Origin of the sequence: Wolbachia endosymbiont of Nasonia giraulti (assembly GCF_048054155.1) — a bacterium.
Classification (GTDB): domain Bacteria; phylum Pseudomonadota; class Alphaproteobacteria; order Rickettsiales; family Anaplasmataceae; genus Wolbachia; species Wolbachia pipientis_C.
In genome coordinates, this window is record NZ_JAFEVH010000011.1 from 25,269 (window position 1) to 39,271 (window position 14,003).

Here is a 14,003-nt window from a genome sequence, read left to right on the forward strand (position 1 = left end):
TTTTTTTTCGGTTTGACACACTTTTTTGAACGTTCCCTCTGATTCCCTTTTCTTGTTCAGTATCTTCATCTGTAATAAAAATTTTCGAACCTTCAGGTAACCTTCTATTTAACTCCTTAGCTAATCCTTTAAACGATTCTTCAAGATCCTTTTGTGTTCCTGCATTTACCCATACAAGATTACCATCATAATGCTCTTTATATTCACAAGCATATTTTCTGGCTAACTCACTCTCCCCTACTCCTTCAGGACCGCCAATAACAACAATCCGCGATATTGCCATTGGTTTGTCAGTGCTTTTATGCAGCCTATCATATATTTCTTGCAATTCATTTTTTCTTCCAACAAACATTTCAACCGGATGTTTTATATTAAACTGAATAGGTTTCCCTACCCGCTTGTTATCCTGTGTCGTTACAGCCACATATATTTTATGTAGTGTTTTACTATCCTTATGTTGTTGTTCTATTACTTTATCAATTCTTTCATTCTTTTCTTTTACTCCTTGTTCTATCTTACCTAAAATACTAGCCCACAGCTCAACTTCTCGAAAAAGTTCTTCTCCTTCTTTGTACGAAAGAGGACGCGCTTTTATATCTTTTACCCAGTCTGATATTTTTTTTAGAAGATTATTACAAAAGATTTGATTGTCACCAATATAGTCGAACTTTTTGTTCAACCTACTACTCAACTTACCTAGCAATAATTTTCTTAGCTGAGCTTCATGGGGTAAGTTAACGACGAACACCAGTTCATTTAAAAAGTCCTCTATCTCTTTATTGCTGACTTCCTTGCCTATCTCACGCTTTATAAAATCCATATTTTGTTTCAAGTATTGAGCAACACTACCACCTGAATCACTAATTCTATATCTTGCACTATCACCTATATCCAGAAACTCATCTTTTGTGTCTATCCTTACAAATGAAAGTTCTTTTCCTTTATTTTCTCCACTTAACATTGCTCTTAGGTTTCTTACTTCGTGTTGTATTGAATATGGTGAATCAAGATCCATATTCGTAGCAAAAAGAAAATGCTTTATTCCATCACTAAACTTTGCACTATTTTTGATTTTTAAATAGGCAAGGAAAAGTTTTAAAATACTAAACTTACCACTTTTTGTTAATAAGCTACTTACACTGATTTTTTTAGTTCCATTTTGGTTGTGCTTAACTTGTATAAACTTATGTACTATATCTTTATTTTGCTCATGCCAAACAACAATGTCATCAAAACCTTGAGCTGACTCTAACTCTGTGTCTATGGAGAAAGAACATTCTTTACCCATCTTAGACATGAGAGATGTTATATCCATCTCATGCATTAGAGATATTACGATCAATAACTCTTGAAAGGCAATACCATGGTAAATGCGTTTGAAACCCCAAGTAGAATCATCTTCTAGATACATTACCCCTGTTTTTACCCTAATCTTTCACTCAAAACCAAGTTTACGACATCAGGGCTGGCTTTTCCCTTGGTAAGTTTCATGACTTCGCCGACAAAGAATCCGTATAGTTTTGTTTTACCGCTTTTGTATTCTTGAACTTTATCTTGGTTGCTATTGATGATTGTGTCGATAACTTCTGCTATTTGACCTCTATCGGTTATTTGTTTTAGGTCCTGCTCTTCTATGATGAGAGATGCCGGTTTGCCAGTTTCAAACATAATATCAAAAACTTGCTTGCCGAGCTTAGCAGAGATCGTTCCATCAACGATAAAGTCAAGGAGCTCGGATAAAGCATCTGCTTTAATTGGAGAGCTAACAATATCAATATTTATTTTATTTAAACGACCGAAAAGCTCGACGGTTAACCAGGTAACTGCAATCTTTGAATCATGCTTTTTTGCTAATTTTTCAAAATAATCGGCAATTTCTTTATCAGAAGTGATAACGTCTGCATCATATTCATTGATACCTAATTCCGCTATGTATCGAAGTTTTTTTTGATCTGGCAACTCGGGTAAAGATGATTTAATAGAATCAATTTTGTCTTGGCTTATTTCAACAGGTAGCAAATCAGGTTCAGGGAAATATCTATAGTCACTTGAATCTTCTTTGCTTCTCATCACTTTTGTTTTTCCTAAAGTGACATCAAACAATAAGGTATCTTGACTTATTTCTCCTCCGCTTTCCAAAATTTTGATCTGCCTTTGTGCTTCATAATCTATAGCTTGTACAATATAACGTATTGAATTTAAGTTTTTTATTTCACAACGAGTGCCAAATGTGCTACTGCCCTTTGGGCGAACAGAAACATTTGCATCACAGCGAAGTGACCCCTTTTCCATATCACCATCACATGAACCGATGTAACGCAAAATCTGCCTCAATTTTTTCATGAATTCTGCAGCTTCTGCAGATGAACGAAGATCTGGCTCTGAAACAATTTCCATTAAAGCAACACCTGCACGATTTAAATCTATGTAAGTTTTGCTTTCTTCATGAATACTCTTTCCTGCATCTTGCTCTAAGTGAATTCTCGCGATTCTTATTTCTTTTTCATTATTATTGATAAAAACTTTGCCATTTTTAACTATTGGCTCAAAGAACTGGGTTATTTGATAACCTTGTGGTAAATCGGGATAAAAATAATTTTTCCGGTCAAAGTAAGAGCATTTATTAATTTCTGCAGAAATTGCAAGTCCGGTGCATATTGCTTGCTCTATGCAGCTATAATTTAATACTGGTAGTGTACCTGGCATTGCTGCATCAACTAGAGAAACTTGAGTATTGTGCTCAGTGCCAAATTCCGTTAGTGAACTAGAAAATAGCTTTGTCTTAGAAGAAACCTGAGCGTGTACCTCAAGTCCAATTACTGTCTCCCAGTTTTCTTTTGTCATGTATTTTATTCAATTAATAACTTTATATTCTGCAAACTAGCACAAAAAGTCAAATAAAACTCATTTTAACCTATGATCCAAGAGCGGTGTATATCAATAATATAAGAGTTACTACAGTTTCTATTGACTAGGCTGTTATATAATAAAGTTAAGTGCTGCCAAAAAATATCTATAGTAGGCCAAAACATAATTTTGATGGCAACTGATTAGCTAACAAATTTATAAACATCAGTATATAGTTCATCAACGCCTGGCTCTTTACTATTTTTAGCAAAATCTTCTGACTTTTTTACTAAATCTCGTATTTCCTTATCAATAGCTTTGCATTCTTCATCAGAAGCGATTTTATTGTCTGTTATATACTGCTTTAAGGTGCTTATAGGATCATGATTTTGCTTCATATCTTCAACTTCTTCTTTTGAGCGATAAGTAGCAGGATCTGACATCGAATGGCCACGATATCTATATGTCTTCATTTCAAGCAAGAGAGGTCCTTTTCCCCCACGTACGTGCTCAGCTATTTCACTTGTTATCTCATAGACAGAGAAAAAATCCATTCCATCAACTTGTTTTCCAGGAATACCAAAACTCTCTCCTCTTTTATATAGTTCAGTTACTAAAGTTGATCTTTGCACAGAAGTTCCCATTGCGTATTCGTTATTTTCTATGATATAAACCACAGGTAACTTCCACAAAGATGCCATATTAAATGATTCATATACTTGTCCTTGATTTGCAGCACCGTCACCAAAATATGTGAATACAACGTTATCTTTTTTCTTGTATTTATTAGCAAATGCTATTCCTGTACCAATTGGGACTTGTGCACCTACTATTCCATGTCCACCAAAGAAATTTTTTTCAACATCAAATATGTGCATGGAGCCACCTTTACCTTTTGAACACCCTGTTTCTTTGCCGTTTAGTTCTGCCATCACAACATTCGGATCAGAATTACATGCAAGCATTAAGCCATGGTCTCTATAGCTTGTGATAAAAGCATCACCAGATTTTGATGCAGCTTGAGTCCCAACTGCAACTGCTTCTTGCCCTATTGATAAGTGACAGAATCCGCCTATTAATCCCATTCCGTATAATTGTCCTGCTTTTTCCTCAAATCTGCGTATGAGAAGCATTTTTCTGTAGAATCCAATCACCTGTTCTTTAGTGAAATTTTCTGCTTTCATATTGACTTTCTTTTATTAAATTGAGATCATACCAGAAATTTTTAACATTTTATAATACTATCTATATGGACTACTATCACTGGCTTGAAGCTTTTCACGTTATCTCTGTAATTATGTGGGTGGCAGGTATGCTCTATTTGCCAAGGCTTTATGTTTACCATGCATCTGTAAAACCAGGGTCAGAAAATGACAGCTTACTTCAAATAATGGAGAAGAGACTCCTTAGATATATCATAAACCCTGCAATGCTTTTCTCCCTTAGTTTTGGAATTATGCTAATGATTATTAGGGAAGCATATCGCGAAGGGTGGTTTCATGTAAAAGCGCTAGCATTATTCTTAATGTTTGCTATTTATGTCCTACTTGCAAAACATAGGAAAAATTTTGCAGTGGGCTTGAATAAGAAAACTCACGTTTATTTTCGTGTTTTAAACGAAGCAGTAACAGTGTTAATAATAATTATAGTTATTATGGTTATTGTAAAACCTTTTTGATTTTCTAGCCTAATGCTGAACCATTGAATGGAGTATAAGAATTGTTACTAAATAGTTTATTCTGATGTTCCATAGTCTAAGTAAAGTACTTAAGGTATAGATTCTTTGTTTTTGTGTGTTATCCTGGTTAACAAGAATTCGCAGTAGTATTATAATGAGTAAGTTAAAAAAGCTTAGTGCTGGACTTTCTTTGACAGGCCTGATTGGTAGTGATGATATAGATATGCAAAGGGCAGGAAATAGAAAGAAGAAATATCAATTTTTGGATAAGACGTTCGCATGGATTGATGCGATGATAAATTTTATTTTTAAACGTGAGAGTAATAACGTAAATGAAGTCCTAAAAGTCACATGGGGACCACTATTTTTTGGTTTAGTGGTGATATTCATCTTTTTTGGAATAGGTGGTATTTGGTCAGCTATAGCTCCAATTGACGGAGCAGTGCATGCAAGTGGAGAAGTTATTGTATCTTCAAATAGAAAAATAGTGCAACACTTGGGTGGGGGAATAATAAGCAAAATTTTAGTAAAAGAAGGTCAAGCAGTTAAGAAAGATGAGCCTTTAGTTTTATTAAGTGATGTTAACGAAAAGGCAAATTTGAGTATAATTAAAGAAAAACTCTTATCGTTTTTGGCAACTGAAGCAAGACTTATTGCAATTAGGGGAGACTTAGATACGCTAGAATTTTCTGATGAGGTTAAAAGATTATCTAACGATGAACTTGTAAATAAAGCGATAAAGAATCAGGTAAAGTTGTTCAACTCTCAGAGAAAGAGTATATTAGGAAAAACTGACATACTGCAACAACGTATAAAGCAGTTAAATGATGAATTAGCAGGGCTAAATTTTCAACTAAATGCAGCCCATAAGCAATATGACTTGATAACTGAGGAGTTAGAAACAAAAAGACAATTACTTGATAGTGGCCATATAAGCAAACCTCACATTTTAGCTTTAGAAAAACAGTTTGCTGACATTGAGGGTAGAGTTGGGCATTACCGTTCTGCAATATCTCAAGTACAGCAAAAGACTGGAGAAAATGAGTTAGAGATTATAAATGTGAAGAATGATGCTCAAGAAAGAGCAAATGCTGAGCTTAAGGAAGTTAATACATCTATTGCAGACTTAAAAGAGAGGCTGATGGTTGCTGAAGATTCGTTAGCACGTACAATAATTAAATCACCTCAAGATGGTATAGTTACAGATATAAGATACCACACTGAAGGTGGTGTTATACAATCTGGAGTTCCAATTATGAGTATAGTACCATCAGATGATGATCTAATAATAGATGCTAAAGTTCTAACCAGAAACATAGAAGAGATACTGTCAGCAAAAAAGAAAGATAGCAATATAGTCTCTATCGACGGACTAGAAGGGCTGAAAGTTAAAGTAAGGCTGAGCGCTTATAGTGCACGTCGCTTAAGTTTAATTAACGGTATAGTAAACCATATTTCCCCTGATGCTCTTGATGATCCAAGGATGGGGCGTTATTATTCAGTGCGAGTGGTGATACCAAAATCAGAACTTGCTCAATTTAAAAACGTATACCTATATCCTGGTATGCCAGTAGAGGTATATATAGTTACTCAATCCCGCACTCTTTTATCGTTCTTGTTTACACCTATAATTGCAACATTCGATAGATCTTTCATAGAGAGATAATTTATTTGGCTTTTCTAAAAAATTTGTTTACAGAGTTTGATATGCAAAAAAATTTACACACAAGTAGTGTATTATTTTATAATTATTTTCTATAATATGTAAATCTTTGATTTAAGATGCAAATGCTAACGTAAACATTAAAGGTTAATTAGTAAACTCAGCTGTATAATAGAATTAAAGGAATTAGTAAGATTTTTACCTTAATGAATTATAAATAGACAAACTTACCTAAAGTTTAATAGTGTCTGTTACTGCTTTTAGGTGTGAGGCTAGAGGGTTATTAGCAATAACAGACACTATTAAACTTATTATAGAATTTCCTTAAAGTAAATACTTAACTTAAAATATTATAATATTTTAACTTAAAATAGATTCATGTAAATGCTTTTTCCTCAAGTTAGTATCGTATTATTATATTTATTAAATGCTAAAAAAACATTAATCATCATTTACTTTTGATTCAATATTTAGCAAAACACTTGTGTATATCCTATAATCTCTGTTTGCATAGTAAGTTTATATATACTATTATATAGTTAGTTTTACAGCAAAAAATATGGTGAAGTTATTTGCACTATTGATAATATTTTACTCAAATATATCTGTTGCCTATGCTCCTACTTCCTGGCAATTTGGATTTCCTGCTCCTGCAACTGAAGTAATGGAGGCTGTAGTTAGGTCACATTCGTTTGTGATGCTTGTGATGGTTACAATAATGCTTTTTGTGTGGGCGCTGCTTGCTTATATAGCGTTTCGCTTTCGTAAAAGCAAAGTAACAAACATAAGTAAAACTACCCATAGTGTTCCTTTAGAAATTATTTGGTTTGTTATACCAACTATCATTGTTGGAATATTAGCCTTTGAAAACGCTAAATTACTGAAGCTACAGGAAGAAATACCGAAAGCTGACATAACACTAAAAGTTATTGGCCATCAATGGTATTGGAGCTACCAATATCCAGAATATCAAGGTGTGTCATTTGATAGTTATATCAAGGGAAAAGATGACTTTATTGAAGGGGATTTGAAGCTATTCTCTGTTGATAACAACATCATTTTACCCGTTAATACTAACGTTCGTTTACAAGTTACAGCAGGAGATGTGATACACAGTTGGGGAGTGCCGGCTTTTGGTGTAAAAATTGATGCGATACCAGGAAGGCTGAATGAGGCGTGGTTTAATGTCAAAAAGCCAGGTGTTTATTACGGGCAGTGCTACGAATTGTGTGGTCAAGGCCATGGATTTATGCCAATTGTTGTTGAAGCAGTAAGCAAAGAAGATTTTAATAAGTGGATCGAAAATAGAAAATTAGTGAGTTAAATTTGGAGTATAGATATGAGTGATGTACCAAAGGGCATAAAGCGTTGGTTGTTTTCCACTAATCATAAAGACATAGGGACACTGTACATTATTTTTTCCATATTAGCTGGAATTATTGGTGGATTATTATCGGTGATTATTCGCACTCAGCTAATGCACATTAATATACTTAACAATAATTATCAATTATATAACGTAATGGTTACAGGGCATGCGTTGATAATGGTGTTTTTTATGATAATGCCAGCCCTCATGGGAGGATTTGGTAACTGGTTTGTACCTCTCATGATTGGTGCACCAGATATGGCATTTCCTCGTATGAATAATTTAAGTTTTTGGTTATTAGTGTCATCTTTTATTTTGCTCATTCTCTCAGTGTTTATTGGTGAAGGTCCAGGTACAGGTTGGACTTTATATCCACCTTTATCACAGGTAATATCCCATCCAAGTGCAGGAGTTGACCTTGCTATACTTGCACTTCATGTTGCTGGTATGTCGTCAATTGTTGGGGCGATCAACTTTATAGTTACTATATTTAACATGCGCGCAAAAGGAATGTCATTAACTAAGATGCCACTGTTTGTTTGGTCTGTCTTGTTAACAGCATTTATGTTGATTGTTGCCTTACCAGTGCTTGCCGGTGCTATAACTATGCTTCTTACTGATCGCAATATTGGTACTTCCTTTTTTGATCCTGCCGGTGGTGGTGACCCTGTGTTATTTCAACATTTATTTTGGTTTTTTGGTCATCCGGAGGTTTACGTAATTATTTTTCCTGCATTTGGCATCATAAGTCAGGTTGTATCAACTTTTTCTCACAGACCTGTATTTGGTTACATAGGAATGGTTTATGCAATGATAGGTATAGCAGTATTTGGCTTTATGGTTTGGGCTCACCATATGTTCACTGTTGGGCTTAGTGCTGACGCTGCTGCATTTTTTAGCACTACCACAATTTTTATCGGTGTTATAACTGGTGTAAAAGTCTTTAGCTGGATTGCAACTATGTGGGGCGGAGCAATTGAGTTTAAAACCCCTATGCTATTTGCGTTGGGTTTTATTTTCATGTTTGTTGGCGGTGGAATAACGGGAATAATTCTTTCTCATGGTGGAATAGATAAGCTCTTGCACGACACCTATTATGTCGTTGCTCACTTTCACTATGTCATGTCGCTTGCTGCATTATTTGGAGCTTTCTCCGGTTTTTATTATTGGATAGGTAAAATGTCAGGTAAGCAATATAACGAGTGTTTAGGAAAGATACACTTTTGGCTCACTTTTATTAGCACCAATGTCACTTTCTTACCCCAGCATTTCCTGGGATTAGCAGGTATGCCAAGGCGTATACCTGATTATCCCGACGCGTTTATCCCTTGGAATTATATATCCTCAATTGGCTCATATATGTCCTTTGTTTCAGTTATGTTTTTTGTATTTATAGTTATACATCTCTTTAAGTGGGGCAAAAAAACTGGAGATAATCCTTGGGGGGGTGATACCTTAGAGTGGACGGTATCTTCACCACCACCTTTTCATACTTTCGAAAAGCCACCAGTGGTAAAATAAAGTGTACATAAGTGCTTTGTTAAACGTTGAATCGACAATATTAGATTTTTGGCATTTGCTAAAGCCAAGGATAATGTATCTTGTAGTATTTACTGCAGTTGCTGGAATGGTTGCTGCACCAGGTAGCATTCATCCTTTCCTTGCACTAATATCTCTTATGTGCATTGCTCTTGGTTCAGGATCTGCAGGTGCAATAAATATGTGGTATGACAGAGATATAGACTTGGTTATGGAGAGGACAAAAAGTCGTCCTATACCTTCGGGTAGAGTTTTTGCAGAAAGCGCGCTTGAGTTTGGTATAACTCTTGGAATATTGTCAGTATTTATCATGGCAATAGCAGTAAATTATATTTCTGCTGCTTTACTTGCAGTTAGCATATTATTTTACGTTTTCGTATATACAATTTGGCTAAAAAGGCGTACTCCGCAGAATATCGTTATCGGTGGTGCAGCAGGTGCTTTTCCTCCAATGATTGGCTGGGCGGTTGTAACTGACTCTGTAAGTTGGGAAAGTTTTATTCTATTTTTAATAATTTTTATGTGGACACCACCACATTTTTGGGCTCTATCTCTAAATAGTTCTAAGGATTATGTAAAAGCATCAATTCCAATGTTTAATATTATCCATGGACCGGAAAAGACAAGAAAACGTATATTAATTTATAGTGTATTATTGGTGTTAACTAGCTTACTCCCAGCACTATTTTTGAAAAAGGCTCTATTTTACCTGAGTATGGCAATTATTGAAGGTTGCGTTTTTATTTGGTTTGCCATATCAGTTATAAGGCTTAAGAGTCATAGCTCGCAGAGAAAGCTGTTTTCTTATTCGATCTCCTATCTATTTTCTCTGTTTGCTAGTATTATTTTTTGTTCTATTGACTTGTTTTGATTATGAAAGAACACAAAAACTATCTTTTACTTTCTCTTCTAATAATGCTAGTTGTAGCACTTTTCTTTGTTTCCATAATAAAATTTAAAGGTGGGGCTTAAATTGCCTATATATCTATAAAATTTGTGATTTTATAGAAGCAGTTATATACTTTATTAATTCATTACAGTTAAAGATGAATAAAAAGGAAGTGACAATATATACAGATGGAGCATGCCTTGGTAACCCTGGTTTAGGAGGGTGGGCAGCAATCATATTATTTCAAAATCATAGAAAGAACATCTGTGGTAGAGAAGAAAATACTACAAATAATAAAATGGAGTTAACAGCAGTGATCAATGGACTGAAGGTATTAAAATTTCCTTGTAATATCAGTTTGTGTACGGATAGCCTCTATGTTAAATGCGGTATAACAGAATGGATAAGTAAGTGGAAAATGAACGGCTGGAAGACAAGTAATAAGAAGTCAGTAAAAAATATAGAATTATGGAAAGAATTAGACGATGTTGCTTTGCAACATGAGATTAACTGGAAGTGGGTGAAAGCGCATAATGGTGATAAATACAATGAAGAAGCCGACAGCTTAGCAAGAAAAGCAATAATCGATGCTTAAAAAAATAGCTCTATCATTTTCTATAATTTTATTATTTATATTCTGCTTCTTTATCCCTTTTAAAGGGGAAGGTCCTTTAGAAATCAATATTAGTTATATTAATTTTTATATAAAGAAAAAAATATCAAAGATATTTACCAATTCGGATGTCAGCATGGAGAGTACCTCGGTTATTTGGCAGAAAGATGGCAAGCTAGTCATTACAGATTTAAAAATAACAAATCCTGACTTTACCATAGAAGTTCCTGAGCTTTTCGTACACTTTAAGTTAAGTTCCAAAAAGTTCTCTCAGGTTTTAGCTGGTAATGTACACATATATATCAAGAAGGAAGAGACCAGAGGAATAACAACATCTGTAATGACAGATAAGATGAGTAGTACAAAAAATCTGCTGAAGACAATAAGAAAAATTTTTTTCTACTTAAATGCAGACTCAAGGATTGAAATTACTAACATTGCTATCAATAAAAATATGGAAGGTGAATTCTTCATTGATAAAGTATATTTAGGAAAGGAGGAAAATTTTAATGTTTTGGATATTCGTGTTCATACAAAAGATAAAAAGGGGATTCTAGATGATTTATCTATTATGATAAAAAATCGCAATAATTTGTTAAATTTGTATGGAACATTTTATAACCTAAAGTTGGGGCTATTTAACGAGTTTTCCACACTAGTTAAAAGTTACAATTTGGACAAAGAAATAGGGTTCAAAGGGAACTTCTCAATGAGAATTAATGGAAGGGATGAAGTTATGGATGGAAACATATACGTGTTAAATACAGAGAGTCACTCAGGTAAAAACTTAGCCTTGACTAATGTAAATGTAAATTTGACATATAGTGATGAAATCATTAGCGTAAAAAACTTTCATTTTAAGTTAAATGATACTTACCTTTCTTTGATTGGCAAAATGAACTTTGGCACAAATCATGCTTTGCTTAGAGTTAATATTAGTAAACTTGTTGCAAAAGATTTATGTACTTATGTACCAGATGGTCTAGTGAACAATGAATTTAGAAAGTGGTATTGTAATAATATTGATGGGAATATTATAAATACAATCATAAGTTTTAACGGTAAAATCGATAGTTTAATAAATGATGATCTGTCAGGTATTGTAATTGTTGCTGATATAGAAAATGGCAGCGTTCAATTTGATGAGGATTTTGAACGAGTAGAGAACTTGAACGGTGAGTTGACTCTCAAGGATAACAATCTCAAAATTATTGTAAATAGAGCTAAGTTTCAGAATTTTACTATCAATAGTGGTCATATTGAAATGAACTCTCTCAATAAAGAAGATTCTGTTCTTACCATTAATGGTCAGGCTGTAAGTGATGCTTATGGGTTATATGAGCCTATAAAATTTAAGCTGGATGATGTGGTAAAATTTGAAAGAGATAAAGTAGGTGGAATAGCAAATTCTATATTCAATTTTCGTATTTTTAATCTAAATGGTGATAGTAAAAAAGTGGACTTCTCAGCAAATTTCTATTCTGAAATTGATAATTTGGTCGTATATAATGAAAGTCTTGGTAAGTATGATATTAAGCTTGATTTCGGCAGAGATTTTATTGATTTAAATGGCAGTGGTATGGTAAATAATACACAGCTGCTATTTGACCTCAAAAGTAGCAATAAAAATGAAAATTTTGCCTGGAGTTTGACTGGAGATTTACCTGCTCAAATACTTAATTTCGGTGATGGTTATATCAATGCAAATATAGAATCAGCGATAAATCAAGATAAGACTGGATATGTTAATGGTAATATAGATTTATCAGAGCTTGAGTTGCGTTCAAGCTACTTAGGATGGAAAAATCATTTTGAAGATCACAATGAAGTTTTATTTTCTACAAGGCTAAAAGGAGCAGGTAAGTTACTAATAGATAAACTAGACGTTGTAGGAAGTGATCTAGACATAAAATTTAGCGGAAGAGTAGAAAATGGAAATCTATATTTAAATTCTAGCAATTTTAAATTACCTGATAATAATTTTAGTATAGAAATTGAATCAGGTAAGGAGAAAGATGCCATAACTATTCACGGTGAGAAAATCAACTTAAGTGATGTGTTAGGTTTACTTGGCAAAGATAGTAATCGATTAAGTGACAAAATAGAAGTTACTATGAATGTTGACAATATAATTATGAAAGAAGGCATTACCATAGAAGATGCCAAGCTGAACGTAACTTGCGCTAAAGGTGATTGCAGTGGAAGTCAATTTACAGGAAAGTTTTCAGAGGATAATAGTAGTATATTAGCAGAATACAGTGAAATAGGGCTTGAAATATACGCGGATAATTCAGGTATGCTTTTGCGTTCTTTAGGGATTAGTAAATCAGTTAAAAACGGCAAATTCTCCCTTTATCTATCTTCTAAGAGAGAAAATGGAGGACATTATGGTATGTTATCTATCAGCAATTTCTATATCAAAGATGCTCCATTACTTACTACTTTATTATCAATGTCCTCACTTCCTGGCATTGTAAATGCTATAAAGAACGAAGGTGTGCATTTTTATAAGTTTAATGTACCTTTTTCATATAAAGATGGCACTGTTGAAATTGAAGAATCTTGGCTTGAAGGAGCGGAACTGGGCATTAGTACTAGTGGTACGCTCAATACTAAGGATTATAAGTTCCAGGTTGAAGGACAAGTAATACCGGCATACTCAATTAACAAATCTTTGTTGAAAATCCCTATAATCGGAAAACTTCTGACTGGTGGGAAGAGTAGGGGGATTATTTCAATAGACTACAAAGCAAATGGTGATGATAAAAACAATAACGTATCTGTTAATCCTATCTCTTCTCTCACTCCAAGCTTATTTAAGAGGTTATTAGGAGTATTTGATCGTATTATGACAAAAACTAATAAAAACGTTTTAAAAGGTAGTGTGGAGAAGAAATTTAGCTCAATATGACCAGAAGAAAAGTTGTTTATTGATGTTTAGTTAGATGGTAAACGTTAGATACAACAAACAGAGGAAGTTAGATAAAATAATTAAGGGAACAAGAATATAAAGGTTTAACTTGAAGTAACCGGATAAAATCTGAGTCACACTTCCAAGTGCTGGTACCCACGAAAGCAATGCAACTGCACAAATCAGTAGGTGCCTTACAATTTTTGGTGTTTTGTCTTCATTCTCTAATTTGTGATGTGATCTTCTGATAAAAATTGTTATTCTACCTAAATACCAGTTAGCTATTCCACCAAGACTGGATCCCGATACTCCAAAAAGTAATATAAGTAGTGGATTGTAATGTGACCTAAAGCATAACATAGTGTAAAGTACAAAACCTTGATGTATGGGTAAGATAAGCGATGATACTAGGCTATCTATAAACAATAGGAGATAATTTTCCATACCAAGGGGAACGTTCAAAAAAGTGTGTCAAACCGCATTTTCAATTCAAC

At 33.9% G+C, this 14,003-nt stretch carries 10 protein-coding genes and 1 pseudogene; 7 read left to right on the forward strand and 4 right to left on the reverse strand.

The genetic code is table 11. The features are described 5' to 3' along the window. From JR312_RS02575 to pdhA, 3 genes and pseudogenes are all read right to left on the reverse strand, one after another. Window positions 1-1,411: pseudogene (locus JR312_RS02575) on the reverse strand (ankyrin repeat domain-containing protein); the annotation flags it as partial. 11 nt (window positions 1,412-1,422) lie between these two features. Beyond that, window positions 1,423-2,844: an Asp-tRNA(Asn)/Glu-tRNA(Gln) amidotransferase subunit GatB gene (gene gatB / locus JR312_RS02580; protein WP_416647654.1), complete on the reverse strand. Its 1,422-nt coding sequence runs from the start codon at window positions 2,842-2,844 to the stop codon at window positions 1,423-1,425. 206 nt (window positions 2,845-3,050) lie between these two features. Further along, entirely contained in the window at window positions 3,051-4,031 is a 981-nt protein-coding gene (gene pdhA / locus JR312_RS02585; RefSeq protein ID WP_264331188.1) for a pyruvate dehydrogenase (acetyl-transferring) E1 component subunit alpha, read from the reverse strand. Between the two features lie 65 nt (window positions 4,032-4,096). Here pdhA and hemJ point away from each other — a divergent pair, with 65 nt between their 5' ends. The 7 genes from hemJ to JR312_RS02620 all read left to right on the forward strand — a co-directional run bounded on the left by hemJ (window position 4,097) and on the right by JR312_RS02620 (window position 13,509). Next, window positions 4,097-4,525 carry a protoporphyrinogen oxidase HemJ gene (gene hemJ / locus JR312_RS02590; protein WP_416647655.1) on the forward strand — a complete coding sequence of 143 codons (429 nt, stop codon included), beginning with the start codon at window positions 4,097-4,099 and terminating at the stop codon, window positions 4,523-4,525. A gap of 154 nt (window positions 4,526-4,679) precedes the next feature. After that, on the forward strand, window positions 4,680-6,191 hold the full coding sequence (locus JR312_RS02595) for an HlyD family type I secretion periplasmic adaptor subunit (protein ID WP_416647656.1): 1,512 nt from the start codon (window positions 4,680-4,682) through the stop codon (window positions 6,189-6,191). 556 nt (window positions 6,192-6,747) lie between these two features. Beyond that, on the forward strand, window positions 6,748-7,512 hold the full coding sequence (gene coxB / locus JR312_RS02600; RefSeq protein ID WP_416647657.1) for a cytochrome c oxidase subunit II: 765 nt from the start codon (window positions 6,748-6,750) through the stop codon (window positions 7,510-7,512). 15 nt (window positions 7,513-7,527) lie between these two features. Next, the gene (gene ctaD / locus JR312_RS02605) at window positions 7,528-9,078 is read left to right on the forward strand and encodes a cytochrome c oxidase subunit I (protein WP_416647658.1); all 1,551 of its coding nucleotides are present in this window, start codon (window positions 7,528-7,530) and stop codon (window positions 9,076-9,078) included. 1 nt (window position 9,079) lies between these two features. Then, on the forward strand, window positions 9,080-9,967 hold the full coding sequence (locus JR312_RS02610; RefSeq protein ID WP_006013853.1) for a heme o synthase: 888 nt from the start codon (window positions 9,080-9,082) through the stop codon (window positions 9,965-9,967). A 175-nt stretch (window positions 9,968-10,142) separates the two neighbouring features. After that, entirely contained in the window at window positions 10,143-10,580 is a 438-nt protein-coding gene (rnhA, locus tag JR312_RS02615) for a ribonuclease HI (protein WP_416647659.1), read from the forward strand. Next, window positions 10,573-13,509: a YhdP family protein gene (locus tag JR312_RS02620; protein ID WP_416647660.1), complete on the forward strand. Its 2,937-nt coding sequence runs from the start codon at window positions 10,573-10,575 to the stop codon at window positions 13,507-13,509. The genes rnhA and JR312_RS02620 overlap by 8 nt, the downstream gene beginning before the upstream one ends. 30 nt (window positions 13,510-13,539) lie before the next feature. Here the strand turns inward: JR312_RS02620 and JR312_RS02625 are convergent, their stop codons facing one another. Then, entirely contained in the window at window positions 13,540-13,953 is a 414-nt protein-coding gene (locus JR312_RS02625) for a YqaA family protein (protein ID WP_319606761.1), read from the reverse strand. Between the last annotated feature and the right edge of the window lie 50 nt (window positions 13,954-14,003).

Bases quoted from the DNA above. Each gene is read 5' to 3' on its own strand.
- gatB (WP_416647654.1), bottom strand. From the start codon at position 2,844: ATGACAAAAGAAAACTGGGAGACAGTAATTGGACTTGAGGTACACGCT.
- pdhA (WP_264331188.1), bottom strand. From the start codon at position 4,031: ATGAAAGCAGAAAATTTCACTAAAGAACAGGTGATTGGATTCTACAGA.
- hemJ (WP_416647655.1), top strand. From the start codon at position 4,097: ATGGACTACTATCACTGGCTTGAAGCTTTTCACGTTATCTCTGTAATT.
- JR312_RS02595 (WP_416647656.1), top strand. From the start codon at position 4,680: ATGAGTAAGTTAAAAAAGCTTAGTGCTGGACTTTCTTTGACAGGCCTG.
- coxB (WP_416647657.1), top strand. From the start codon at position 6,748: ATGGTGAAGTTATTTGCACTATTGATAATATTTTACTCAAATATATCT.
- ctaD (WP_416647658.1), top strand. From the start codon at position 7,528: ATGAGTGATGTACCAAAGGGCATAAAGCGTTGGTTGTTTTCCACTAAT.
- rnhA (WP_416647659.1), top strand. From the start codon at position 10,143: ATGAATAAAAAGGAAGTGACAATATATACAGATGGAGCATGCCTTGGT.
- JR312_RS02620 (WP_416647660.1), top strand. From the start codon at position 10,573: ATGCTTAAAAAAATAGCTCTATCATTTTCTATAATTTTATTATTTATA.
- JR312_RS02625 (WP_319606761.1), bottom strand. From the start codon at position 13,953: ATGGAAAATTATCTCCTATTGTTTATAGATAGCCTAGTATCATCGCTT.